Source organism: Polymorphospora sp. NPDC051019, from assembly GCF_040683055.1.
Classification (GTDB): domain Bacteria; phylum Actinomycetota; class Actinomycetes; order Mycobacteriales; family Micromonosporaceae; genus Polymorphospora; species Polymorphospora lycopeni.
Genome location: NZ_JBFBCH010000017.1, coordinates 1 through 22,949 on the forward strand (window position 1 = coordinate 1; position 22,949 = coordinate 22,949).

Annotated in this window: 21 protein-coding genes and 2 tRNA genes; 17 read left to right on the forward strand and 6 right to left on the reverse strand. The window is 71.4% G+C overall.

Annotated features, from left to right (window positions below):
* Positions 1-150 precede the first annotated feature (150 nt).
* Entirely contained in the window at positions 151-318 is a 168-nt protein-coding gene (locus AB0M79_RS25700) for a DUF5679 domain-containing protein (protein WP_212826663.1), read from the reverse strand.
* A gap of 504 nt (positions 319-822) precedes the next feature.
* Here AB0M79_RS25700 and AB0M79_RS25705 point away from each other — a divergent pair.
* On the forward strand, positions 823-1,353 hold the full coding sequence (locus tag AB0M79_RS25705; protein WP_364218161.1) for a M48 family metallopeptidase: 531 nt from the start codon (positions 823-825) through the stop codon (positions 1,351-1,353).
* Between the two features lie 84 nt (positions 1,354-1,437).
* Positions 1,438-2,034, forward strand: a complete 597-nt coding sequence (locus AB0M79_RS25710; protein WP_364218163.1) for a hypothetical protein — start codon at positions 1,438-1,440, stop codon at positions 2,032-2,034.
* Between the two features lie 9 nt (positions 2,035-2,043).
* Here the strand turns inward: AB0M79_RS25710 and AB0M79_RS25715 are convergent, their stop codons facing one another.
* On the reverse strand, positions 2,044-3,300 hold the full coding sequence (locus tag AB0M79_RS25715) for a zinc-dependent metalloprotease (RefSeq protein ID WP_357533263.1): 1,257 nt from the start codon (positions 3,298-3,300) through the stop codon (positions 2,044-2,046).
* A gap of 103 nt (positions 3,301-3,403) precedes the next feature.
* Between AB0M79_RS25715 and AB0M79_RS25720 the strand changes: the two genes are divergently transcribed.
* The 10 genes from AB0M79_RS25720 to AB0M79_RS25765 all read left to right on the forward strand — a co-directional run bounded on the left by AB0M79_RS25720 (position 3,404) and on the right by AB0M79_RS25765 (position 12,444).
* Complete coding sequence (locus AB0M79_RS25720; RefSeq protein ID WP_364218165.1) at positions 3,404-4,420, forward strand: PDZ domain-containing protein; 1,017 nt, start codon at positions 3,404-3,406, stop codon at positions 4,418-4,420.
* A gap of 105 nt (positions 4,421-4,525) precedes the next feature.
* Positions 4,526-7,507: a UPF0182 family protein gene (locus AB0M79_RS25725; RefSeq protein WP_364218167.1), complete on the forward strand. Its 2,982-nt coding sequence runs from the start codon at positions 4,526-4,528 to the stop codon at positions 7,505-7,507.
* 254 nt (positions 7,508-7,761) lie between these two features.
* Positions 7,762-7,838, forward strand: a tRNA-Met gene (locus AB0M79_RS25730).
* A gap of 82 nt (positions 7,839-7,920) precedes the next feature.
* A complete protein-coding gene (locus AB0M79_RS25735; RefSeq protein WP_364218169.1) occupies positions 7,921-8,139 on the forward strand; it encodes a hypothetical protein in 219 nt (72 codons plus the stop codon).
* A 174-nt stretch (positions 8,140-8,313) separates the two neighbouring features.
* Positions 8,314-8,387: transfer RNA gene (locus AB0M79_RS25740), tRNA-Met, on the forward strand.
* An 83-nt stretch (positions 8,388-8,470) separates the two neighbouring features.
* Positions 8,471-9,106: a class I SAM-dependent methyltransferase gene (locus AB0M79_RS25745; protein WP_364218171.1), complete on the forward strand. Its 636-nt coding sequence runs from the start codon at positions 8,471-8,473 to the stop codon at positions 9,104-9,106.
* Entirely contained in the window at positions 9,103-9,690 is a 588-nt protein-coding gene (locus AB0M79_RS25750; RefSeq protein WP_364218173.1) for a class I SAM-dependent methyltransferase, read from the forward strand. Before AB0M79_RS25745 ends, AB0M79_RS25750 begins: the two co-directional genes overlap by 4 nt.
* 85 nt (positions 9,691-9,775) lie before the next feature.
* A complete protein-coding gene (locus AB0M79_RS25755) occupies positions 9,776-10,963 on the forward strand; it encodes an acetyl-CoA C-acyltransferase (RefSeq protein ID WP_364218175.1) in 1,188 nt (395 codons plus the stop codon).
* A 160-nt stretch (positions 10,964-11,123) separates the two neighbouring features.
* Positions 11,124-12,146 carry a DUF695 domain-containing protein gene (locus AB0M79_RS25760; RefSeq protein ID WP_364218177.1) on the forward strand — a complete coding sequence of 341 codons (1,023 nt, stop codon included), beginning with the start codon at positions 11,124-11,126 and terminating at the stop codon, positions 12,144-12,146.
* Between the two features lie 49 nt (positions 12,147-12,195).
* Positions 12,196-12,444 (forward strand): hypothetical protein, encoded by a 249-nt coding sequence (locus AB0M79_RS25765; protein ID WP_357533249.1) that lies wholly within the window; start codon positions 12,196-12,198, stop codon positions 12,442-12,444.
* 53 nt (positions 12,445-12,497) lie between these two features.
* On the opposite strand, the gene AB0M79_RS25770 is transcribed toward AB0M79_RS25765, so the two are convergent.
* A complete protein-coding gene (locus tag AB0M79_RS25770) occupies positions 12,498-13,757 on the reverse strand; it encodes an ABC transporter substrate-binding protein (protein WP_364218179.1) in 1,260 nt (419 codons plus the stop codon).
* Between the two features lie 390 nt (positions 13,758-14,147).
* On the opposite strand from AB0M79_RS25770, the gene AB0M79_RS25775 reads away from it, so the two are divergent.
* Complete coding sequence (locus tag AB0M79_RS25775) at positions 14,148-14,978, forward strand: phosphoribosylaminoimidazolesuccinocarboxamide synthase (RefSeq protein WP_364218181.1); 831 nt, start codon at positions 14,148-14,150, stop codon at positions 14,976-14,978.
* Between the two features lie 125 nt (positions 14,979-15,103).
* On the opposite strand, the gene glpK is transcribed toward AB0M79_RS25775, so the two are convergent.
* The gene (glpK, locus tag AB0M79_RS25780) at positions 15,104-16,588 is read right to left on the reverse strand and encodes a glycerol kinase GlpK (RefSeq protein ID WP_364218183.1); all 1,485 of its coding nucleotides are present in this window, start codon (positions 16,586-16,588) and stop codon (positions 15,104-15,106) included.
* 55 nt (positions 16,589-16,643) lie between these two features.
* Here glpK and AB0M79_RS25785 point away from each other — a divergent pair, with 55 nt between their 5' ends.
* Positions 16,644-17,618 (forward strand): acetylxylan esterase, encoded by a 975-nt coding sequence (locus AB0M79_RS25785; RefSeq protein ID WP_364218185.1) that lies wholly within the window; start codon positions 16,644-16,646, stop codon positions 17,616-17,618.
* Positions 17,619-17,709: 91 nt separating this feature from the next.
* On the opposite strand, the gene AB0M79_RS25790 is transcribed toward AB0M79_RS25785, so the two are convergent.
* Entirely contained in the window at positions 17,710-18,894 is a 1,185-nt protein-coding gene (locus AB0M79_RS25790; RefSeq protein WP_364218403.1) for a family 16 glycosylhydrolase, read from the reverse strand.
* 595 nt (positions 18,895-19,489) lie between these two features.
* On the opposite strand from AB0M79_RS25790, the gene AB0M79_RS25795 reads away from it, so the two are divergent.
* Positions 19,490-20,323, forward strand: coding sequence for a TrmH family RNA methyltransferase (locus AB0M79_RS25795; RefSeq protein ID WP_364218405.1), 834 nt, complete (start codon positions 19,490-19,492; stop codon positions 20,321-20,323).
* Positions 20,324-20,384: 61 nt separating this feature from the next.
* On the opposite strand, the gene AB0M79_RS25800 is transcribed toward AB0M79_RS25795, so the two are convergent.
* Complete coding sequence (locus AB0M79_RS25800; protein ID WP_364218187.1) at positions 20,385-20,849, reverse strand: ATP-binding protein; 465 nt, start codon at positions 20,847-20,849, stop codon at positions 20,385-20,387.
* 197 nt (positions 20,850-21,046) lie between these two features.
* Here AB0M79_RS25800 and AB0M79_RS25805 point away from each other — a divergent pair, with 197 nt between their 5' ends.
* Positions 21,047-22,186, forward strand: coding sequence for a DUF5931 domain-containing protein (locus tag AB0M79_RS25805; protein ID WP_364218407.1), 1,140 nt, complete (start codon positions 21,047-21,049; stop codon positions 22,184-22,186).
* 127 nt (positions 22,187-22,313) lie between these two features.
* Positions 22,314-22,946: a response regulator transcription factor gene (locus AB0M79_RS25810; RefSeq protein WP_357533452.1), complete on the forward strand. Its 633-nt coding sequence runs from the start codon at positions 22,314-22,316 to the stop codon at positions 22,944-22,946.
* The last annotated feature ends 3 nt before the right edge of the window (positions 22,947-22,949 follow it).

Sequence of the window (22,949 nt, forward strand, 5' to 3'; positions counted from 1 at the left end):
CCCGCCGCCTACGAAGCCACCGCCCACACCAACACGATCAGCAAGGTAGCCTGACCAACTCATCGACCCTGTCCGTCAAATCGGGGCAAGACCACGGGAGGGGGTGGCCACCGGCCACCCCCTCCCGCGATCGTTCCTCCGGATCCTCGGTCAGACCTTCGCCTTCCCCAGGATCCGGTTGACTGTTGTGCCGCAGACCGGGCACTTGCCCTTGGCCATGTTCATCCCGGTCTTCGACACGGTGACCGTGCCTTCGAAGTCGCGCTTCTCCTTGCATTTGACGCAGTAACCGTTGTAGGTCTGGGCCTGATCGGCCACGATGTCCTCCTCGTCCGTTTTGTCGGGCGGTTGACTCCCGACGTGCACCCTGCGGTGAGAGCCATCCGGGCTCCGGCGCTGGGGGAACCTGTGGGCCACCTGATGTGACCACCGGTCCGGCGGACCCTACCCAGGTGTGGTCGGGTTCATGTCAGCGACGCGTCGACCTGTGAGCAAGCCGACGACGAGAGTGTGCATGCCGGAATAGATCGCATAAGTCAGGTTCGCTGGGACACGCCGGGTGAAGGCCCTCAGAAGTCACCTCGGGGGGCGGTTGGACTCCCCCGTGGATGATCCCCTAACGTGGGATGGACCGCTCGAGAACGCGCCAGAAGGACCGCGTCTCGCGGTCAACTGGCGCATGCCGTCAAAGAATTTTTTCGGACGACTGGTCGCTAACCGTTACTTTCCTGGCGCAACTCGGCACGTTGACACTTGCGGTGACCAGGCCATCAGGCATTAGCGTGCCATCGTGAACCAAACCCGGGGCGACGCGGGCCGGTAATGGCTGGGGCGCGGAAGCCGGTCGTCGAGGTACGGCGCAGCCAGCGCCGGCGCCGGACGGTGTCCGCCTACCGGGAGGGCGAGCGGGTCGTCGTCCTGATCCCCGACCAGTTCTCCCGCGCCGAGGAGACCGAGTGGGTCGACCGGATGCTCGCCCGGCTCGCCGCCCGCGAGGAGCGCCTCTGCCGCTCCGACGCCGAGTTGCTGGTCCGCGCCCAGCGCTTGATCACCCGCTATCTCAGCGAACACGCCCGGATCGCCGTACCCGCCAGCGTGCGGTGGGTCACCAACCAGAACGGCCGGTGGGGCTCCTGCACCCCCGCCGACCGCACCATCCGCATCTCCCACCGGATCCAGGAGATGCCCGAGTGGGTCATCGACTACGTGCTCCTGCACGAGTTGGCCCACCTCGTCGTGCCCAGCCACAACGCCCGGTTCTGGGAGCTGGTGGGGCGCTACCCGAAGACCGAACGTGCCCGTGGCTACCTTGAGGGGGTGGCCGCCGCCACCGGGGTCGTACTCGCCGACTGAGGGCCGGCCGAGGGCCTGCCGTCCCGCCGCGCCGGCCGAGGGCCCGCCACCCTGTCGCGCCGACGGCGGACTAGGGTCTTGCGGGTGGCACGACGAGTGGTGGTGGCGCTGATCGGCCCGGTGCGCTGGGCTCCCCCCGGCATCGAACCGGCCGCCTGGCGGGCGGCGCTCGCCGAGGACGTGGTCGACCTGCTGGCCACCATGAACGAGGTCGAACCGGCCATCGCCGCGGTCGCCGCCGACCGGCCGCTCGCCGACGCGGTCGCCTGGCCCGGGATGCCGATCTACGACCTGCCGACGCGTGACGTCAACGCCGCCCTCGCCGCCGCCGCCCGGGACGGCTTCGAGCAGGCTGCCGTGGTCACCACCGACGCACCGGACGTGCCGGGGCTGATCCTCGGCAAGCTGCTCCGCCCACTGACCACCCGGCCACTGGCCGTCGCCCCGGCCGAGGGCGGCGGGGGCCTGCTCGGCGTGGCGAGCCGGCTGCCGGTGCCGGACTGGCTGCCGCCGGTCGACCTCGACACCGCCGACCCGGCCGTGGTGCGGGCGGCGGCGCCCCGCCCCGCCGACGTCGTGGTGACGCCGGCGTGGCGGCGGCTGCGTGGTCCGGCCGACCTGGCCACCCTGGATCCGGCGGTCGAGGGCTGGGACAGCACTCGTCTCCTGCTCAGCCCCTGACCCGCGGCGTCAGCGCTGGTCCGGCTTGTCGCCCCCGAGGTCGGTGTCCGGGCCGAAGTCGAAATCGTCGAGATCGCCGAGATCGAGTTGGGTGCGGGCGTACGCGTCCGGGTCGGCGAAGTCGTCGCCGGACGGCAGCAGGTCGGGGTGCCCCCACAACGCGTCCCGGCCGGAGATGCCCCGGTGCTCGGTCAGCGCCGCCCACACCGCCGCCGCCTCGCGCAGCCGGCGCGGGCGCAGTTCCAGCCCGACCAGGGCCACGAAGGTCTGCTCGGCGGGTCCGCCCGCCGCCCGGCGCCGCCGGAACGCCTCACCGAGGCGTACGACGTTCGGCAGCCGCTCGCCGGCCGCGCTGTCGACGACGTGGCACACCCAGCCCTCGACCAGGGCCAACGCGGTCTCCAGGCGGGCCAGGGCGGCCTTCTGGGCGGGCGTGTCCTCGGGCGTGAAGATGCCTTCGAGCGCGATCGCCTGCATCGACTCCGGGTTCATCGGGTCGACCCGGGTCATCGCCTCCTCGATCGCCTCGCGGTCGACGGTGATGCCGGACGCGTACGCCTCGACCGCCGTCAGCACGTGCCCGCGCAGCCACGGCACGTGGCCGAAGAGCCGCTGGTGCGCCGCCTCGCGCAGCGCCACGTAGAGCCGTACCTCGTCCTCGGGCAGCTCCAGGCCCTCGCCGTACGCCTTGATGTTGGCCGGGATCAGCGCGGCGGTGCCGGCCGGGCCGAGCGGCAGCCCGATGTCGCCGGCCGACAGCACCTCCGCGGCCAGCGAGCCGAGCGCCTGACCGAGCTGGCCGCCGAAGAGCGCGCCACCGAGCGCGGCCACCATCGACTGCATCGGTCCGAGCTGGGCGCGGGCCTCCGGCGGCACCAGGTCGCCCATCGCGCCGACCATGCGTCCGGCGACCGGGTCGCAGAGCTTCTGCCACACGTCGAGCGTTTTGAAGATCCACTCGTTGCGGTTCCACGCCACCGACTTCTTGATCCCTGACGGCAGGGAACTGGCCGGTTCGAGCCACAGGTCGGCGAGGCGCAGTGCCTCCTCGACGGTGTGGCGCTCATAGACGTTCACCGCCGGATCGCCGGCCGCGGCCAGTTGACCGGCCGCTACCTGGCGCGCCAGGTCCCAGTTGACGGGCCCGTTGCCGGGCGCCGCGAGCAACTGCTGCAACTGGGCCATGAACTGCTGCATCTGCTGCGGGTCGTTGGGGTCGGGCGGCTGGCCACCCGGGAGCGCGAAGCCGAACGGAATATCAGGCACCCGTCAACCGTACGCGCGTCGGCGGCCGTGATGCCCGCCCCCGGCTTCTGCTCAGGGAGAACTCCGGGCGGCACCGTCAGGGACGATAGGTACTCTTCCGCGCATGAGACGTCGCGGGGTCACGGTTCTGATCGGTGCGCTCTTCACCGCGTTGCTCAGCATCGGCGTGCTCGCCGCGCCGATCCCGTACGTCGTTCTCGGCCCCGGTCCGACGGTCGACACGCTGGGCACCGAGGACGACAAGGAGGTCATCCAGATCTCCGGCACGCCGACGTCGACGTCGCAGGGCCAGCTACGGCTGACCACGGTCGGTGTGCAGCCCGACGTGAAGCTGCTCGCGGCGATCATCGGCTGGTTCTCCGACGACGAGGCGGTCGTACCCCGTGAGCTGATCTACCCGCCGAACGAGACCAGGGAACAGGTCGACCAGCGCAACGCCGAGGACTTCGCCGCCTCGCAGACCAGCGCGGAGACGGCGGCGCTGCGCAAGCTGGGTTATCCGGTGCAGGTGGTGGTCAAGGTGGTGAGCCCGGGTGGGCCGGCCGATGGCCAACTCCAGGTCGGTGACGTGATCACCTCGATCGACGGGCAGCCGGTGACGACCGCGGCCGGGCTGACCGGGGTGATCCGCGGCAAACCCGCCGGCAGCACGGTGACCGTCGGCTACACGCGGAACGGGGCCGCGGCGACCGTGCCGCTGACCACCCGGGCGGAGAGCGGCCAGCCGCCCCGCGTCGGCGTGGAGATCAGCCAGGAGCAGCCGCACCCGTTCGAACTCAAGATCGACCTGGACGAGATCGGCGGTCCGAGCGCCGGCCTGATGTTCGCCCTCGGCATCATCGACAAGATCGATCCGGAGGACCTGACCGGCGGGCACGTCATCGCCGGCACCGGGACCATCGACGACGTGGGCAACGTCGGCGCCATCGGCGGCATCCCGCAGAAGCTCGTCGGCGCCAAGGCGGCCGGCGCCAAGGTCTTCCTCGTACCGGCCGACAACTGCGAGGAAGCCGTCCGCAACGCCCAGCCCGACCTGCCGCTGTTGAAGGTCGGAAACCTCGACGAGGCCCTCGCCGCGCTGGAGGCGGTACGGGCCGGACGGGAGGCTCCCAGGTGCTGAGACCGACGGCGACCCGAGGCTTGACAAATCACAGATGGAAACACCCCGTAGTCTTGGTCACTGGTCGGAGCGGGTCGAACTCGAAGTGCGGAGCCAAACGTGGTCATGCGTAGCAGTCCCATGCCGAGAATGAGCCGACGCGGGCGGGTGACCGTCAGCGTGCTGATCGGCGTATTCCTGCTCTTCACCCTGCTCGGGTGGGGCGTGCAGGCGTGGACCGATTGGCTCTGGTTCGACGAGGTCGACTACACGCAGGTCTTCACCGGGGTGCTTACCACCCGCATCCTGCTCTTCCTGGCGATCGGCCTGGCGATGGCGGTGCTCATCGGCGGCAACCTGTGGCTGGCCTACCGGCTCCGGCCGCTGCTGCGCCCGCACTCGCCGGAGCAGGCCACGCTGGACCGCTACCGGATGTTGCTGAGCCCTCGGATCGGCACCTGGATCGCGGTCATCTCGATCGTCGTCGGCCTCTTCGCCGGCCTGTCGGCGCAGAGCCGGTGGAGCGAGTGGCTGCTCTTCCGCAACTCGCAGGAGTTCGGCGTCACCGACCCCGAGTTCAACGCCGACATCGGCTTCTACATCTTCGAGTTCCCGTTCTGGCGCTATCTGATCGGTGTCGGCTTCACCGCCGTGGTCCTCTCGGTGATCGGCGCGCTGGCCGTGCACTACATCTTCGGCGGGGTACGGCTGCAGGGCGTGGGCGACCGGATGACCAACGGCGCGCGGGCCCACCTGACCAGCCTGGTCGCCGTCTTCGTGCTGCTCAAGGCCGTGGCGTACGTGCTCGACCGGCGTGCCCTGCTGCTGGAGTACAACGAGGAGGCGAAGATCTACGGCGCCGGCTACGCCGACATCAACGCGTTGCTGCCGGCCAAGGAGATCCTGGCCTACATCTCGATCGTGGTCGCCATCGCGATCATCGTCTTCTCCAACGCGGTGATGCGCAACCTCGTCTGGCCCGGTGTCTCGCTCGCCCTGCTGGGCATCTCGGCGGTGGCGATCGGCGGCATCTACCCGTGGGCGGTGCAGACCTTCGAGGTCAACCCGAGCCTGCGGGACAAGGAGTCGGAATACATCGGCCGCAGCATCGAGGCCACCCGCCAGGCGTTCGGGCTGGCCGACGCCACGACCACACCGTACGGGGCCAACAACCTGACCCCGCCCGAGTCGCTGGCCACCGACACCAACGTCGTGCCGAACATCCGGTTGCTCGACCCGCAACTGGTCTCCGAGACCTACACGCAGTTGCAGCAGGTCCGTGGCTTCTACGACTTCGGTCCGAAGCTCGACATCGACCGCTACAACGTGAACGGCAGGACCCAGGACTACGTCGTCGGCGTTCGCGAGATCAACTACCGTGGCCTGAGCGAGCAGCAGAGCAACTGGATCAACCGCCACACCGTCTTCACCCACGGCTACGGCCTGGTGGGCGCGCCGGCCAACCAGGTGGTCTGCGGCGGGCAGCCGTTCTTCGTCTCCGGCTTCCTCGGCGACCAGGCCCAGGAACAGTGCTCCTCGTCGACCGAGCAGATCCCGGCGCAGCAGCCGCGGATCTACTACGGCGAGCAGATGGACGCTACCGACTACGCGATCGTCGGCCAGGTCGACGAGGGTCGCAACGTCGAGTTCGACCGGCCGACCAGCGGCGGCGGCGAGGACTACTACACCTACACCGGCGAGGGCGGCGTCGCCATCGGCTCGTTCGCCCGCAAGCTGCTCTACTCGATCAAGGAGCAGGAGACGAACTTCCTGCTTTCCGACGCGGTCAACGAGAACTCCAAGCTGCTCTACGTCCGTAACCCGCGCGACCGGGTGGAGAAGGTGGCGCCGTTCCTGACCGTGGACGGCGACCCCTACCCGGCCCTGATCGACGGCCGGGTCCAGTGGATCGTCGACGGCTACACCACCGCCGCGACCTACCCGTACGCGGAGCGGATCAACCTGCAGACCGAGACCGCGGACGAGCTGACCGGGCTGGGCACCTTCGCGCTCGCCCGGGAGAACGTCAACTACATCCGCAACTCGGTCAAGGCCACCGTCGACGCCTACGACGGCACGGTCCGGCTCTACGAGTTCGACGAGTCCGACCCGGTGCTCAAGGCGTGGAACAAGGCGTTCGGCGGTGACCTCATCACTCCGAAGGCGGAGATCCCGGCCGAACTGAACCAGCACTTCCGCTACCCCGCCGACCTGTTCAAGGTGCAGCGCAACCTGCTGGCGAAGTTCCACGTCACCGACCCGTCGGAGTTCTTCTCCGGGCAGGACTTCTGGGAGGTGCCGAACGTCCCGGACGCGCCGGACAGCAACAAGAAGCAGCCGCCGTACTACCTCTACACCCAGTTCCCCGGGCAGGAGGGGCCGCGCTTCCAGCTCACCTCGGCGGTGACCCCGGCCGGCCGGCAGAACCTCGCCGCGCTGATCTCGGGCTCCTACGTGGACGGTAAGCCGCAGTTGGCGATGTGGGAGCTGCCCGACCAGACGGCGGTCTCCGGCCCGGTCCAGGTGCACCAGCGGATGACCAACAACGCCACGATCCGGCAGCAGCTCAACCTGCTCTCGTCCAACCAGGCCCAGGTCCAGTACGGCAACCTGCTGTCGCTGCCGTTCGGCAACGGCATGCTCTACGTCGAGCCGGTCTACGTGAAGAGCAACCAGCAGAACGCCTATCCACTGCTGCAGCGGGTGCTGCTCTCGTACGGCGACGGCGGCTCGTACGTCGTACTGGCCAACAACATCAAGGAAGGCATCGAGCAGCTCATCGAGCAGGGTCGCCAGGCGGGTACCGGACAGCCGCCACCGACCGGTAACGAGCCACCGCCGACCGGCAACGAACCGCCGCCGATGACCGGTCCGCTCGCCGAGGCCGCGGCCCAGGTGCAGACCGCCATCGCCGAGGTCAAGGCGGCGCAGACGTCGGGCGACTTCGAGCGGTACGGCCGCGCCCTGGCCGCGCTCGACCAGGCGATGACGGCGTTCCAGCAGGCCCAGCAGGCGGCCGGCGGTGGCGCCCCGGCCAACCCGCCACCGGCGTCTCCGTCGCCGGGCGCGTCGGAACCGCCGCCACCGTCACCGACGCCGTCGGGGTAACCGGCAGCATGCGAGAGGGGCCCGCCATGGCGGGCCCCTCTCGTTCTGCCCGGCCGTCGCTGCGATGTGTCGACGGACGGCGGGACTTCTCCTGGTCGGCGGCATTGCCCGGGGCTCGGCTGCGGGAGTGGACGGCGGTGCGCTAGTGTTATCCCGGCACGAACGAGCGAGACCACGGCCAAGCCCCGAAACGGGTACGGCGCGAGTCAGCGGCGTGAGGCGACGCGGTGCGAAGTCAGCGCGGCGTCAGGCAGCGCGGGGTGGAGCAGCTCGGTAGCTCGCTGGGCTCATAACCCAGAGGTCGCAGGTTCAAATCCTGTCCCCGCTACCACGGAAACGGCCCCGAAGAGAGATCTTCGGGGCCGTTTCGCTGCGCCCGATGGGATCTGTCCGCCCGACCCGATTCTCAGGCAGTGATCTCGATGGTCCTGGCCGGCCTGATCCTCGCCGGGATGGGCGGTCCGACGAAGCGGGTCCAGGACACCTATGTCGCGGGCTCGCCGGACGGATCCGCGATCATCGTGACCACGAAGGTGCCGCGTCCGGCCACCGTGTCGGCTCTGCGCGAGGCGTTCGGCACCGAGCGGGTCAGCGGATCCCGGATCACGACGGTGCCCAGACGCGTGCGCTGAACTCGGGAAACCGTCTGATCCACCGGCGGAGCCCCGGCCCGTGGGTGCGCCAGCCGCGCCCGGGGCCGGGGCTGTTTTGCGGGTGTGACGATGGGTGCGCTAGTGTTGTCCAGGCACGAACGAGCACGGCAAGTGTGAGGCTGGACAGCCAAACACAAGCCATCGCTCAGGCTACGCGGGGTGGAGCAGCTCGGTAGCTCGCTGGGCTCATAACCCAGAGGTCGCAGGTTCAAATCCTGTCCCCGCTACGAGATGAACGGCCCCGGAGAGAGATCTCCGGGGCCGTTTCGTTTCAGCCGTGTACGGGCAGCACCCGCCTCGAGGGGGCGAAATGAGTGAGCCGGTAGCCGACGTGGTGGCCAGGGGCTACGACCGGGTGGCGCAGGCGTACGCCGGGCTCGAGGACGGTGTCGAGTGGCCCCGACTGCGCCGGCTGCGGGAACTGCTGGCCCGGCTGCCGGACAGGTCCCGGGTGCTCGACCTCGGTTGCGGCAACGGGGTTCCGGCCACCGCCGAGATTGCTAAACGGCACGTCGCGGTCGGTGTCGACGTGTCACCCCGCCAGATCGAACTCGCCCGGCAGAACGTCCCGGACGCGACGCTGTCCGTCGGCGACGTCCTGGAGCTGCGCTACGAGCCCGGATCGTTCGACGCGATCGTCGCCTTCTACACCTTCGACCACATCCCGCGCGAGCGCCTGCCGGAGATGCTCGACCTGATGCGCGGCTGGCTTGCCGACGGCGGCTGGGCGCTGTTCACGGTCGAGGCCGAGGAGCAGGTCGACACGGTCGCGAAGTGGCTGGGCGAGCCGATGTTCTTCAGCTCGTACGACGCGGAGACCAGCCGGCGACTGGTCGTCGAGGCCGGCTTTGAGATCGTCGACGCCGAGGTCGAGGAGCAGTTGGAGGGCGGCCACCCGGTCAGCTACCTCTGGATCACGGCCCGTCGGCGCGAGGAGGAGCGGTGAAGAACCCCGACGAGTGGGACCGGGCGTACGCGGCCGCCGGCCTGGCGTTCGATGTGGAGCCACATCCCGAGTTGGCGCGGGCGGTCGGTGACCTGCCGCCCGGGCGGGCCGTGGAGTTCGGCTGCGGGGAGGGACGTCCGGCGATCTGGTTGGCCACCCGGGGCTGGCGGGTCACCGCCGTCGACTTCTCGCAGGTGGCCGTCGACCGGGGGCGGCAGGTGGCGGACCGGCACGGGGTCGAGGTCGACTGGCAGGTCGCCGACGTACAGGCGTACGAGCCGGCCGGTCCGATCGACCTTGCCGTGGTGCTCTACCTGCACATCGGCAGCGCGGAGATCGCGACGGTACTGCGCCGGGCCGCGGCCGCGCTGGCGCCGGGCGGCACCTTGTTCGTGCTCGGCTGGGACCGGAGCAACGCCGTCGCGGGGACCGGGGGCCCGCGACCGGCCGATCTGCTCTACGACGCCGCGGAACTGACCCGTGCGGTCGCCGGGCTGCGGGTGCGGCGGGCCGAGGCGGTGCCGCAGCTCGGCTCGGCCGACGCGGCCGACCTGGTGCTGACGGCGTACCGGCCGCCGGCCTGACCGGACCGCCACACTCCGGCTACCTCCCAAACGATCGTTTGGCTATCGTTCGGGGAAAGTCGCCGCTCCAGAAGTTGGTGGTCCGATGTCAGAGGCTTTCCTCGTCGGCGGGGTCCGCACCCCGATCGGCCGGTACGGCGGCGTGCTCGCCGGCGTACGGCCGGACGACCTCGCCGCCCTGGTGGTCGGTGCCGCCGTGGAGCGCGCCGGCGTCGAACCGGCGGCGGTGGACGAGGTGATCCTCGGCGCGGCCAACCAGGCGGGCGAGGACAACCGGAACGTGGCCCGGATGGCGGTGCTGCTCGCCGGCCTGCCGGACGAGGTGCCCGCGTACACGGTGAACCGGTTGTGCGCGAGCGGCCTGACCGCGGTCGCGAACGCCGCGCAGGCGGTCCGGGCCGGCGACGCGGACATCGTCGTCGCCGGCGGCGTCGAGTCGATGACCAGGGCGCCGTGGGTGACCGAGAAGCCGGCGACCGCCTGGGCGAAGCCGGGCGCCACCTTCGACACCGCGCTCGGCTGGCGCCTGGTCAACCACCGGATGACCGGGCTCGACGGGGGCAAGGCCACCATCTCGATGGGCGAGACCGCCGAGGAGGTCGCGAAGCTCGACGGAATCAGCCGGTCGGCCAGCGACGCGTACGCCCTGCGCAGCCAGGAGCGGGCGGCGGCGGCGATCGCGGCCGGCCGGTTCGCCGCCGAGATCGTGCCGGTGCCGACCCGGACCGGACCTGTCGACACCGACGAGTGCCCGCGGCAGACCTCGCTCGACCGGCTGGCCGGCCTCAAGCCGGTGTTCCGGGCGGACGGCATCGTCACCGCCGGCTCGTCCAGCCCGCTGTCCGACGGCGCCGCGGCCATCGTGGTCGCCAGCGCCGAGGCCGTACGCCGGTACGGGCTCACCCCCCGCGCCCGGATCCTGGCCGGTACGTCCGCCGGGGTGCCGCCGCACCTGATGGGCCTCGGGCCGGTGCCCGCGACCGAGAAGGCGCTCGCCCGGGCCGGACTGTCCATCGGCGACCTCGATGCGGTCGAACTCAACGAGGCGTTCGCCGCCCAGGTGCTGGCCTGTGCCGGCCGGCTCGGCGTCGACGGGGAGCGGCTCAACGCCGACGGCGGGGCGATCGCGCTCGGCCACCCGCTGGGCGGCTCCGGCACCCGGCTGGTGGTCACCCTTCTCGGCCGGCTGGAACGCGACGGTGGCCGGCGCGGCCTGGCGACGATGTGTGTCGGTGTCGGCCAGGGCGCGGCGCTGCTGGTCGAGCGGTTGTAGATCCGGCCCGGTGCCGGCGCGGTGGCGGGTCCGGCCACTGTGTAGTGTCGGCCCGGCTCCGAGTCACGACCCGCGCGTGGGGTGACGGCTACGGGTTGGTAAATGTGTTGGCTGATCGGCTGAAGCCGTCAGCCCGGGACTCGACCTAGGCTCCGATGCCATGTTGTTATCCCATCGCCGGAAAGACGCCGGCCCGGCCATCGCCGAGTTCTGGCGGTGGTGGCCACAGGGCCGCCCGTGCGTGGAAGCCGCCATCGCCGACGGTGACTGGTCGCCGGCGCTCGTCGCCGAGATCGCCGGCCGGGTCAAGGCCATCCACAAAGGTCTGGAGTGGGAGTTCTCGCGGGGCAACCGGTCGAGTCATCTGCTCGTCGTCTCCGCGGCCGGTGACGCCCGGTTGCGGTCGATCGCCGAACGGTGGCGGCGGGCCGCCCCACCTCCGGACCGGCACTGGGAATTCCAGTCCACCCGCCAGCCCGACCCCGACGCGCTGAGCGCTGCCCTCACGGTCGCCGGCTTCGAGGTCAAACTGCCCGACCTGGCGTACGGGTTCGCCGTCGACAGCGGTCGCCACGAGGTCGACATCGTGGTCTACCACCCGATGTTCGGGCAGATGCCGGTCCTGGAACGACTCCGGGTGGTGTTCCTGGCCCTGGACTGGCTGCTCGGCGAGGTCGCCGCCGAACTGTGGATCGGCACGGTCGAGACCGCCGTCGAGCCGACCCCCGACATGCGCGGCGGCGAGGCGCTGGTGGCGGCGGTGGCGGACGTGGCCGCCCAGGTCGACGACCAGACCTGGGAACTGCGGGAGTTGCGGGACGGCCGACGGACCTACATCGCCTCGCTCCGGCATCCGCTCAAACCGGTCCGGTGGCCGCATCTCGACACCCACCTGCGGGTCGAGGTCGGCTTCCCGGGCGTCGGTGACAGCGGGATGCCCGACGACACCACCCTGGCCGACCTGCGGGCGCTGGAGGCCCGGCTGATGGCGGCGCTCGGTGCCGACGCCGTACTCGTCGCGCACGAGACGCGCGCCGGGCGGCGGATCTTCCACTGCTACGCCGAGGCCGATCGGCCGACCGAGGCGACCGCGGCGGCGGTGATCGGCGGCTGGGCACGGGGCCGGACCAGGGTCCGCTGCCGGCCCGATCCCGGCTGGGAGGGTATCCGTCACCTGGGCTGATCCGGGCTGTTGGGGTACGCGACTTGCTCCCGGCCGTCAGGATGGACCCATGTCTTCACTCGGAAAGTGGTGGGTGCGGCTCGGCGCGCTGGTCAGCACCCTGACTCTGGCGGTGTTCGTGCCGGCGGCGGCCTGGGCCGCCCAGACCGGCGTCGACGGGGTGGCCGGTGAACTCGCCCGTGGTCGCGGGCGTGGCTTCGGTGGCTTCCTCATCGGGCTGTGCTGTCTGTTCGTGGTCGGGATCATCGTGGTCGCGCTCGTGCTGGTGATGCGCAGGAGGGGTGGCGGCCGGCGCTGACCCGCCCCGGCCCGCGTGGTGCCGGCGTACGACGTCGGAGCCGCGCCGCGCGTTCAGGTGGCCAGGGCGGCGCGGGCCTCGGCGACGAACTCGTAGGCGGCCGTGCGCGGGGTGGCCCGGCCGAACTGCACGTCCTCGGCGTGGGCGACCAGCAGGGCCCGGATCCGGGCGTGGCCCTTCGGCGGCGGTGCCGGCGCGGGGCCGAAGTGCTCCGCCATCCGGGCCTCGAACGTCACCGTGCGCTTCATCTTCTCGTCGGTCAGGTTCGCGTTCACCGCGTCCCGGACCCGGGCGTTCGGGCTCAGCCCACGCTCGGTGCCGAGGATGGCGCCAGCCTCCGGATCGTTCACCAGAAAGTTGATCACGTCGACCACGGTGTCGGCGTGCCGGGTGCCCCGGAAAGCCGCCCAGTACATCGACGCCTGCGTCCACTGCCCCTTCGGCGAACCCGGGTAGGAGACGACCCGGAGATCATCCTTGGTGTACCGCTGCAACTCGGTGAGCTCGTTCGACCACGCGAACGACGTGGCGGCCCGGCGGTTGACGACGAGTTGCCGGGCAGCCTCACCGCCGTTGGCCTGCTGGGTCACCGCCGCCGACGGGGTGGCCCGGGAGGCACGGGCACGCTGCCACAGTTCGAACCAGCGGGTCACGTCCGACTCGCTGAAGCCGATCTCGCGGCCCTGGTAGAACTCCTTGCCCTGGGTCCGCAGCCACAGCCACAGCGCCCGGTGGTCGGCGGAGGCGTCCATCGTGCCGGCCGTCTGCCCGCCGCTCGCGCGGGTCACCTCCGACGCCCACCGGAAGAACTCGTCGTACGTCATGCCGATCCGCGGCTCGTCCAGTCCGAGCCGGTCGAGCAGCGACCTGTTGTAGACCATCGCGGGCGTGTTCGCGGCGGCGGCGACCGCGACGGTACGCCCGCCGACCTGCCCGTACTGGGCCAGGCCACGGGGGAACTGGCTGAGGTCGAGCGCGCCGGAGGCGACGTGACCGCTCAGGTCCAGCACGATGCGGCTGTCGACGTACTCGGTCAGGTAGTCGTCGTCGATCTGGAACAGGTCGGCGACGTTGCCGGCCGCGGCCTGGGTGGCCAGGCGCTCGTAGTAGCCGGTCTCGCCCTGCCAGGTGACCCGGAACGTGACCTCGGGGTGCCGGGACGAGTAGAGCTGCAGCGCCCGCTCGGTCAGTTCGGCGCGGCGTTCGCCGCCCCACCAGAAGACGGACAACTCGACGCGGTCCCCGCTGTCGACCGTACGGTCGTCGGTGCACCCGGTGAGGCCGATGGTGGCGAACAGGACGAGCGCCAGCATCGGGGAGAGTCGGCGTAGCCGGCCTGGGGCGGGGGAGAGCCGGCTCAGCCGGCCTGGAGTGGGGGCGTGGCGGCTCAGCCGGCCTGGGGCGGGGGTGAGGCGGCTCAGCCGGCCTGGAGCGGGGGAGAGCCGGCGGCGCGGCTGCCCCGGGGGCGGGGGCGGGGCGGGTACGGCAGGTAGCACGGCATCTCCAGATGGGCGCCGCCGGTGCACGGCGATCCGGATCATTTACACAGGTGGGCCGGCGGGGTGTCAACGGACTGCCGGTCAGGCTGGCCGGACAGGACGGCTGAAAGCGCCGGATGGTAGCCGGATCAGGTGGCGTGTCCGGGTGGCGGGCCGGCCCGGTGCCGGGGCGGGGCGAACGGGGCCGCGTGATGTACTGACCGGGTGAAACTGCTGCACTCGGGCAAGGTCCGCGACGTATACGCCGACGGCGACGATCTCATCCTGGTCGCCTCCGACCGGGTTTCGGTCTACGACGTCGTGCTGCCGACCCCGATCCCGGACAAGGGCAGACTGCTCACCCAGCTTTCGCTGTGGTGGTTCGAGCAGCTTGCCGACCTGGTGCCCAACCACGTCGTCTCCGCCACTGACGTACCGGCGGAGTTCGCCGGCCGGGCGATCCGTTGCCGCCGGCTGGAGATGGTTCCGGTCGAGTGCATCGCCCGGGGCTACCTGACCGGTCTCGGCCTGAAGGAGTACGAGCGGAGCGGGTCGGTCTCCGGCCTCCAGCTCGGCCCCGGCCTGGTCGAGGCGTCGAAGCTGCCCGAGCCGATCTTCACCCCGACGACCAAGGCGCCGGTCGGCGAGCACGACGAGTTCATGACGTACGCCGAGGTCGTCGACAAGGTCGGCGCGGAGACGGCGGAGCAGCTGCGGGACATCACCGTACGGGTCTACCGGCGGGGCGCCGAACTGGCGGCCGAGCGGGGGATCATCGTCGCCGACACGAAGATCGAACTGGGCTGGGCGCCGGACGGCACCCTGGTGCTCGGCGACGAGGTGCTCACCTCGGATTCGTCGCGGTTCTGGCCGGCGGACTCCTACGAACCGGGCCGGACCCAGTTCTCGTTCGACAAGCAGTACCTGCGGAACTGGGCGGCCGGCACCGGATGGGACAAGCAGGCGCCCGCGCCGGAGGTGCCGGCCGAGGTGGTCGAGATGACCCGGGCCCGCTACGTCGAGGTCTACGAGCGCCTGACCGGCCGCACCTGGTGACCCCGTACCCCACGATCTGACCCGCGCCGCGACCCGTGACCCCGTACCCGCGATCTTGCACTTGTCGCCGCCCGATCCGGGCGAATGGGGGAGACAACCGCAAGATCGCGGGAAGGTGGGGGTGGTCAGTCGACCCAGTCGAGGGTGCGGGCGACCGCCTTTCGCCACTGGGCGAGTTCGCGGTCGCGGTGCGCCGAGTCCATCGCCGGCCGCCACCGGGCGTCCTCGCGCCACTGGGCCCGTAGCGTGTCCAGGTCCGGCCAGTAGCCGACGGCCAGCCCGGCGGCGTACGCGGCGCCGAGGCAGGTCGTCTCGGCGACCGTCGGCCGCACCACCGGCACGTCCAGCACGTCGGCGAGGAACTGCATCAGCAACTCGTTGGCGGTCATGCCGCCGTCGACCCGCAGCCGGCGCAGTGCCACGTCGGAGTCGGCGTTCATCGCGTCGACGACCTCTCGGGTCTGCCACGCGGACGCCTCCAGCACCGCCCGGGCCAGGTGCCCCTTGGTGATGTAGCCGGTCAGCCCGGCGATGACGCCCCGGGCGTCGGTGCGCCAGTGCGGGGCGAACAGCCCGGCGAACGCCGGCACGATGTAGCAGCCGCCGTTGTCGTCGACGGTGCGGGCCAGCGTCTCGACCTCGGCGGCGGTGGAGATCAGGCCCAGGTTGTCGCGCAGCCACTGCACGAGCGACCCGGTCACCGCGATCGCGCCCTCCAGGGCGTACGTCGCCGGCCGGTCACCGATCCGGTAGGCGACCGTGGTCAGCAGCCCGTGGCCGGACACGACCGGGGTGGCACCGGTGTTCAGCAGCAGGAAGCTGCCGGTGCCGTACGTGCACTTGGCCTCGCCGGGCTGGAAGCAGGTCTGGCCGAACAGGGCGGCCTGCTGGTCGCCGAGGGCGCTGGCCACCGGCACCCCGGCCAGCGTGCCGCGCGCCTCGCCGTACACCTCGGCCGACGACCGGATCTGCGGCAGCATCGCGGCCGGGATACCGGCGGCGGCGAGGATCTCCTCGTCCCAGTCGAGCGTGCGCAGGTCCATGAGCAGGGTCCGGCTGGCATTGGTGACGTCGGTGACGTGCCGCCCGGTGAGCTTCCAGATCAGCCAACTGTCCATGGTGCCGAAGAGCACCTCACCGCGCTCGGCCCGCTCCCGCAGCCCGTCGACGTGCTCCAGCAGCCACATCAGCTTCGGCCCGGCGAAGTAGGTGGCCAGCGGCAGCCCGGTCCGGGCCCGGAACCGCTGTTCGCCGTACGCCTCGTCGAGCCGCCGCAGTTGCCCGCCGGTCCGGGTGTCCTGCCAGACGATCGCGTTGTGCACCGGCCGGCCGGTGTCGCGGTCCCAGACCACCGTCGTCTCGCGCTGGTTGGTGATGCCGATGGCGGCGAGGCGCTCCGGGACGATCGACGCGGAAGCGAGTGCCTCGCGTACGACGGTCTCGACGTTGGCCCAGATCTCCTCGGCGTCGTGCTCGACCCAGCCGGGCCGGGGGAAGATCTGCCGGTGCTCGCGCTGGGCCACGGTGACAATGGCACCGGTGGAGTCGAAGACGATGCACCGCGAAGACGTGGTGCCCTGGTCGATGGCGGCGACGTACGAGTCGGTCACCCGAGCACCGTAACGCCGGGGCCGGGCCTTCGCGAGCCGCTGGTAGCGTGCCGGGATGGCGTTGTTCGATCTTCCGCTGGACCGGCTGTGGACCTACCGGCCGGAGGTTGCCGCACCGGCCGATCTGGACGGATTCTGGGCCACGACGCTCGCCGAGGCGCGGGCCGCGGCCGCACCCGCCGAGGTGCGCCGGTTCGAGACCGCGCTGCGCGGCGTGACGACGTACGACGTGACGTTCACCGGCTTCGCCGGTCAGCCGGTGCGGGCCTGGCTCAACCTGCCGGCGGCCGCGTCCGGGCCGCTGCCGCTCGTCGTCGAGTTCATCGGGTACGGCGGCGGCCGGGGTCGCCCGCACGAGTGGTTGCTGTGGTCGGCGGCCGGCTACGCGCACCTGGTGATGGACACCCGTGGCCAGGGCGGGATGTGGCGGGGCGGGGACACCCCCGACCCGGGGCCGGACGGCGCCGGGCCGTCGGTGCCGGGGTTCCTGACCCGCGGCGTGCTCGACCCGGCCGGCTACTACTACCGGCGGCTGCTGACCGACGCGGTGCGGGCCGTCGACATCGCCCCGGAACTGCCCGGCGTCGACGCGTCCCGGCTGGCCGTGGTGGGCGGCAGCCAGGGCGGCGGGCTGGCGCTGGCGGCGGCGTCGCTGTCGGGCGGCCCGGTGCGGGCGGTCGTGTCGCAGGTTCCGTTCCTGTGCCACGTACGGCGGGCGGTGACGATCACCGACGCCGACCCGTACGCCGAGCTTGTGCGCTTCTGCCGGGTGCACCCGGAGCGGGCGGCCGCCGCACTGTCCACGGTGGACCATGTGGACCTGCTGCACCTGGTGCCCCGGGCGACCGCGCCGGCGCTGTTCAGTGCGGCGCTGATGGACCAGACGTGTCCACCGTCGACGGTGTTCGCGGCCTACCACGCGTACGCGGGGCCGAAGGAGATCGAGGTCTACGAGTGGGACGGGCACGAGGGTGGCCGGGCGCACTTCGCCGCCCGCAGCCTGGAGTTCGTCGCGGCACATCTGCCCTGACCGCCCTCTCCTTCCCCGCGATCTTGCAGTTGTCTCCCCCCTTTGTCGGGTTCGTCGGGCGACAACTGCAAGATCGCGGGGAGTGGGAAGGTCAGGCGCGACGCCACTTCTGGTTGGCGCCGCCGTTGCACTCCCAGAGCTGGAGCGGGGTGCCGTCGGCGGAGTTCCAGGCGGAGACGTCCACACACTTGTTGGCCTGTGGATTGACCAGGTCGCCGGCCGCGCTCAGCACGAACTGCTGGGCCGGATTGCCGCTGCAGTTGGCGAGCTGGATCGCCGCGCCGTTGGCGGACGAGCCCCACGCCACGTCCATGCACTTGCCCAGCGCGCGCAGCGTGCCGTCGCCGGGAGCGGTCCACTGCTGCGCGGCGGTGCCGTTGCAGGTCCAGAGCTGGAGCCGGGCGCCGTCGACGGAGTTGCCGCCGGGCACGTCGATGCACTTGTTGGCGTAGCCGACGATGGCGTTGCCGCCGCCCCCGCCGTTGTTCTGGTGGGCGTAGACACGTACGTAGTCGATCGTCATCTGCTGCGGGAACTGGGTGGTGCCGTCGGGGTAGCCGGGCCAGTGGCCGCCCACCGCCACGTTGAGGATCATGAAGAACGGGTGGTCGAAGACCCAGCGGTTGCCCCGGAGGTCGGCGGGGGTCTTGCGGCCGTACTGGATGCCGTCGATGTACCAGGTGATCGAGTCCGGTGCCCAGTCGACGGTGTAGACGTGGAAGTCGTCGGCGAGCCGCCGGCCGCCGGGCAGGGTGTAGCTGCTGGTGATGCCGGCGCCGCCGGAGTAGCCGGGACCGTGCAGCGTGCCGTGTACGGTGCTCGGCTCGCGGCCGATGTTCTCCATGATGTCGATCTCGCCCGAGTTGGGCCACCCGACGCTGCCGAGGTCGTTGCCGAGCATCCAGAACGCCGGCCAGATGCCCTGGCCGCGCGGCACCTTGATCCGGGCCTCGAAGCGCCCGTACGCCTGGGTGAACTTGCCGTTGGTCAGCAGCCGGGCCGAGGTGTACTGGCAGCGGCCGTAGTGGCAGTTGTAGTTGGCGGGGTTCTCCCGGCGGGCGGTGATCACCATGTTGCCGTTGCCGTCGAGCGCGGAGTTGCTGCGGCTGTTCGTGTAGTACTGCTGCTCGTTGTTGCCCCAGCCGCCGCCGCCGATGTCGTAGGACCACTTGCTCGGGTCCGGTGCGCCGCCGGCCGGCCCGTTGAACTCGTCGGACCAGGTCAGCGGGCCGGGTGCGGCCAACGCGGTGCCGGACGTCTGTGGTGCCACCAGCATGGCGGCCAGGCTGGCGCCGGCGACGGCCAGCGCGAGCAGGGTGCGGGGTCTGGTTCTGGACACGATGCACACTCCCTGTGGCTGATGTCCATCAATCAGTAAGCAAACTTTATAGATTGATGTAAATCAGAATTTATGTGCGGTTGACCACAGTGTCAAGAGAGCGCTCTCGCGTTGCCGTGGGTCCGGCCGTGCGAGGGCTGTGCGGCTGCGGTTGGCCTGGTCACGTCGCAGTGGTCCCGTGGTCCCGTGGGGTCCGTGGCCCCGTGGTCGCGTGGGGTCCGGGCTGATCAAGGAGCAATCGTGGCCTGTGTGGGGCGGAATGCCGGATACATTCCCCTGATCGGTGTCGTGGGGTGGGGGAGCCGCGCCGGCCCGTGCTCGGCCATGCTGATCGAGGGGTAGTCGTGGCCTGTGCGGGGCGAATTGCCGGAGACATCCCCTTGATCGGCGCGGCCCCTCGGCGCGGCGCCTCGGTGCGGCCTTGCGGGCCCCGCGGCGCGACCCCGCCGCGCGGCGCATGGGCGGGCGGCGGAGGTCGGGCGGGGAGGCCCGGGGGTGTACGGGGCTGGCCTAGCATGGCGGCGTGCGTGACATGGCGACGGAGCTGCGGGTAACCACCCGCAATGCCCGCTTCCAGCAGTGGTCCGCCCTGTTGGAGAACCGGAACCGCCGGCACCGCGCCGGCGAGTTCCTGGCGCAGGGCGTACGGCCGATCACCATGGCCGTCCGCCACGGCTGGGAGATCCGTGCCCTGCTCCACGACCGCAGTGGCCCGCTGTCCCGCTGGGCCCGGGAGATCCTCGACGCGACGCCGGCCACCCGGGTCGCGATGGCCCCCGAACTGCTCGCCGAACTGGGGGAGAAGGCCGAGGAGTCGCCGGAACTCGTTGCCGTCGTCGGGCTGCCCGCCGACGACCTGGAGCGCATCCCGACCGGCCCGGATCTCCTCGCGGTGGTCTTCGACCGCCCCACCAACCCGGGCAACATCGGCACCCTGTTGCGCTCGGCGGACGCGTTCGGCGCCTCCGGCGTCATCGTCACGGGTCACGCCGCCGACGTCTACGACCCCCGTGCGGTACGGGCCAGCACCGGTTCGCTGTTCGCCGTACCGGCGGTCCGGTTGTCCTCGGCCGAGCCCGTGCTGGACTGGTTGGACGCCCTGTGGGCCGCCGGGATCGAGGTCGACGTGGTCGCCACCGACGAGCGCGCCGAGGTCGACCTGCCGGACGCCGACCTGACCGGCCCGACGTTGCTGCTCGTCGGCAACGAGACCACCGGCCTCAGCGCCGCGTGGCGGGAGCGTGCCGACCGGGCGGTCCGGATTCCGATGGGTGGTTCGGCCAGCTCGCTCAATGCCGCCACCGCCGCGTCGATCGTGCTGTACGAGGCGGCCCGGCAGCGGTCGGCGGGTCACCCGGCCGGTTGAGCGGCGTTACCCCGGGCCGCCACCTCAGCGGTCGCGGCACGAACCGGACCGTCGGCGCCGGTCAGTCGCCGGAATCGGCTGCGACCGGGTCGGGGCCGAGTGCCGCGCTGATGCGTACGGTGGTGCCGGTCGGGCTGCTCCGCACCACCATCTCGTCGCTGAGCTGGTCGGCGAGCCACAGCCCCCAGCCGCCGGCGGTGTGCGGGGCGGGCCGGTCCCGGTTGCCGAGCCGCTCGGCGCCGATTCCGCCACCGGCGTCGGAGACCTCGCACAGGACGGTGTCCTCCTGGCTCCACAACCGCAGCCGGCCCCGGCCGCCGCCGTGCCGTACGGCGTTGGTGATCAGCTCGTTGACGGCGAGCACGAAGTCGTCGAGCCGTTGGCCGGTGAGCCCGGCGGCCGTCGCGCACGACGCGACGACGTGACGCAGGTTGGTCACCTGGTCACGGTCGAAGGTCTCGGTGAGCAGCGGCGGAGGTTCGATGGGCATAACCGTACGCGGTGGATGCTGCTCTGCGTCGGTCATGTGTTGTCCAGCCACCGATAGTCGGGTCCCCGGCCACACCACGCTACGTCGGACGACGGCGCCACGCATCCCTGACCTGCGCGGAGAAGCCTCACGATCGTTTATCAGTCAGGCATATGACATCGTCGGGACGTGATGGATTGCGGGGGTGGGCGGTGGCCCGCCGGTTCGGTCCGCCGGGCGGGCCGGTGACGACGATGGGGCCGGGCAGCCTCCAGCAGCCGATGTGGCGGGCCATCACGGTGTTCCGGTTCGCCGCGCTGGCGTACGTGCTGGTCATCGTCGCCCGGGACGTGCGCGACTACACCCGGCCGCTGGCCGCGCTGCCGGTGCTCGTCGTGCTGCTCGGATGGACGGTCGCGACCGCGTACGCGTACGCCCGGCCGGTCTGGCGCCGGTGGCCGCTGCTCGGTGCCGATCTGCTGATGTCCGTCGCGGTCCTGGTGGTCACGCCGTGGGTGGTCGGCCGTACGGCGTTGAACGCGGGCGCACCCACGCTCGGGGTGGCCTGGCAGGCCGGGCCGGTGCTGACCTGGGCGGTGTCCGGTGGCCGGCGACGTGGCGTGGTCGCCGCGCTGGTGGTCGGTGGTGCCGACCTGGCAGTCCGGGAACGGCTGACCCGGTCGTCGCTGACCGGCACCGCGTTGATGCTGCTCGCCGCGCTCGCGGTCGGGCACGTGGTGCGGTTGACCAGCGCCGCCGAGGAGCGGTGGCAGCGGGCGGTGGCGCTGGAGGCGGCGACCCGGGAGCGGGAAGCCGCCACCCGGGAGCGGGAGCGGCTGGCCCGGGGCATCCACGACTCGGTGCTGCAGGTGCTCGCGCTCGTACAGCGGCGGGGCGCGCATCTCGACGGCGAGGCCGGTGAACTGGCCCGACTGGCCGGTGAGCAGGAGGAGGCGCTCCGCGCGTTGATCGCGCGGGAGCCGGCTGATGACGACGGTCAGCTGCTGGACCTTCGTACGTTGATCGGCCGTTACACCTCCCCGCTGGTGTCGGTCGCCACGCCGGCCACTCCCGTACGCCTGCCGGCCGGGACGGCCCGGGAGATCGGCGCGGCGGTCGGCGCGGCACTCGACAACGTCGAACGGCACTGCGGTCCACAGGCCCGGGCCTGGGTGCTGGTCGAGGACGAGGGCGGCGCGGTGATCGTCTCGGTCCGCGACGAGGGGCCCGGTCTGCCCCCCGGCCGGCTGGACGAGGCGGCCGGCCAGGGGCGTCTCGGCGTCGCCCAGTCGATCCGGGGCCGCATCGGCGACCTCGGCGGCACGGTCACCATCACCTCGGTGGCCGGTGAGGGCACCGAGGTCGAACTCACCGTCCCTAGGCTGGACCCATGAGCGAAGGCACACCAGAGCGAGGGGACGCGGTGAGCGAGCGGAGCGAGCGAGTCGGTTGGCTCGGGTTGACTCACGGCGGCCGTGAGCGAAGCGAGGGGACGCCGTGAGCGAGCAGCCGATCCGGGTGATGGTGGTCGACGACCATCCGATGTGGCGTCAGGGCGTGGCGCGCGATCTCGACGAGGCCGGCTGCGAGGTGGTCGCGACCACCGGTGAGGGGCGCCAGGCGGTCCGCATCGCCGGGGCCACCCGCCCCGACGTCGTGGTGCTGGACCTCCAACTGCCCGACATCTCCGGCGTCGAGGTCATCCACGGCCTGGTCGCGGCCGTACCCGGCGTGCGGGTGCTGATGCTGTCGGCCAGCGGTGAGCAGCAGAGTGTGCTCGACGCGGTGAAGGCCGGCGCGACCGGCTATCTGGTGAAGTCGGCTGCGCCGCACGAGTTCATCGAGGCGGTACGGCGGACGGCCGCCGGGGACGCCGTCTTCACCCCGGGGCTCGCCGGGCTGGTGCTGGGGGAGTACCGGCGGCTGGCCACCGAGCCGGAGACGACCGACGACGCCGGTACGCCCCGGCTCACCGACCGGGAGACCGAGGTGCTGCGGCTGGTGGCGAAGGGGATGTCGTACAAGCAGATCGCGCAGCGGCTCGGCCTGTCGCATCGCACCGTGCAGAACCACGTGCAGAACACGCTGGGCAAGCTCCAGTTGCACAACCGGGTGGAACTGACCCGGTATGCCATCGAGCGCGGCCTGGACTGAACC

What these genes read in the sequence shown, in the direction of transcription:
- AB0M79_RS25765 (WP_357533249.1), top strand. Translation starts at nt 12,196, where the DNA reads ATGTCTTCACTCGGAAAGTGGTGGGTGCGGCTCGGCGCGCTGGTCAGC.
- AB0M79_RS25785 (WP_364218185.1), top strand. Translation starts at nt 16,644, where the DNA reads ATGGCGTTGTTCGATCTTCCGCTGGACCGGCTGTGGACCTACCGGCCG.
- AB0M79_RS25770 (WP_364218179.1), bottom strand. Translation starts at nt 13,757, where the DNA reads ATGCTGGCGCTCGTCCTGTTCGCCACCATCGGCCTCACCGGGTGCACC.
- AB0M79_RS25745 (WP_364218171.1), top strand. Translation starts at nt 8,471, where the DNA reads ATGAGTGAGCCGGTAGCCGACGTGGTGGCCAGGGGCTACGACCGGGTG.
- AB0M79_RS25705 (WP_364218161.1), top strand. Translation starts at nt 823, where the DNA reads ATGGCTGGGGCGCGGAAGCCGGTCGTCGAGGTACGGCGCAGCCAGCGC.
- AB0M79_RS25800 (WP_364218187.1), bottom strand. Translation starts at nt 20,849, where the DNA reads ATGACCGACGCAGAGCAGCATCCACCGCGTACGGTTATGCCCATCGAA.
- AB0M79_RS25790 (WP_364218403.1), bottom strand. Translation starts at nt 18,894, where the DNA reads ATGCTGGTGGCACCACAGACGTCCGGCACCGCGTTGGCCGCACCCGGC.
- AB0M79_RS25720 (WP_364218165.1), top strand. Translation starts at nt 3,404, where the DNA reads ATGAGACGTCGCGGGGTCACGGTTCTGATCGGTGCGCTCTTCACCGCG.
- AB0M79_RS25810 (WP_357533452.1), top strand. Translation starts at nt 22,314, where the DNA reads ATGGTGGTCGACGACCATCCGATGTGGCGTCAGGGCGTGGCGCGCGAT.
- AB0M79_RS25725 (WP_364218167.1), top strand. Translation starts at nt 4,526, where the DNA reads ATGCGTAGCAGTCCCATGCCGAGAATGAGCCGACGCGGGCGGGTGACC.
- AB0M79_RS25795 (WP_364218405.1), top strand. Translation starts at nt 19,490, where the DNA reads ATGGCGACGGAGCTGCGGGTAACCACCCGCAATGCCCGCTTCCAGCAG.
- AB0M79_RS25760 (WP_364218177.1), top strand. Translation starts at nt 11,124, where the DNA reads ATGTTGTTATCCCATCGCCGGAAAGACGCCGGCCCGGCCATCGCCGAG.
- AB0M79_RS25805 (WP_364218407.1), top strand. Translation starts at nt 21,047, where the DNA reads ATGGGGCCGGGCAGCCTCCAGCAGCCGATGTGGCGGGCCATCACGGTG.
- AB0M79_RS25755 (WP_364218175.1), top strand. Translation starts at nt 9,776, where the DNA reads ATGTCAGAGGCTTTCCTCGTCGGCGGGGTCCGCACCCCGATCGGCCGG.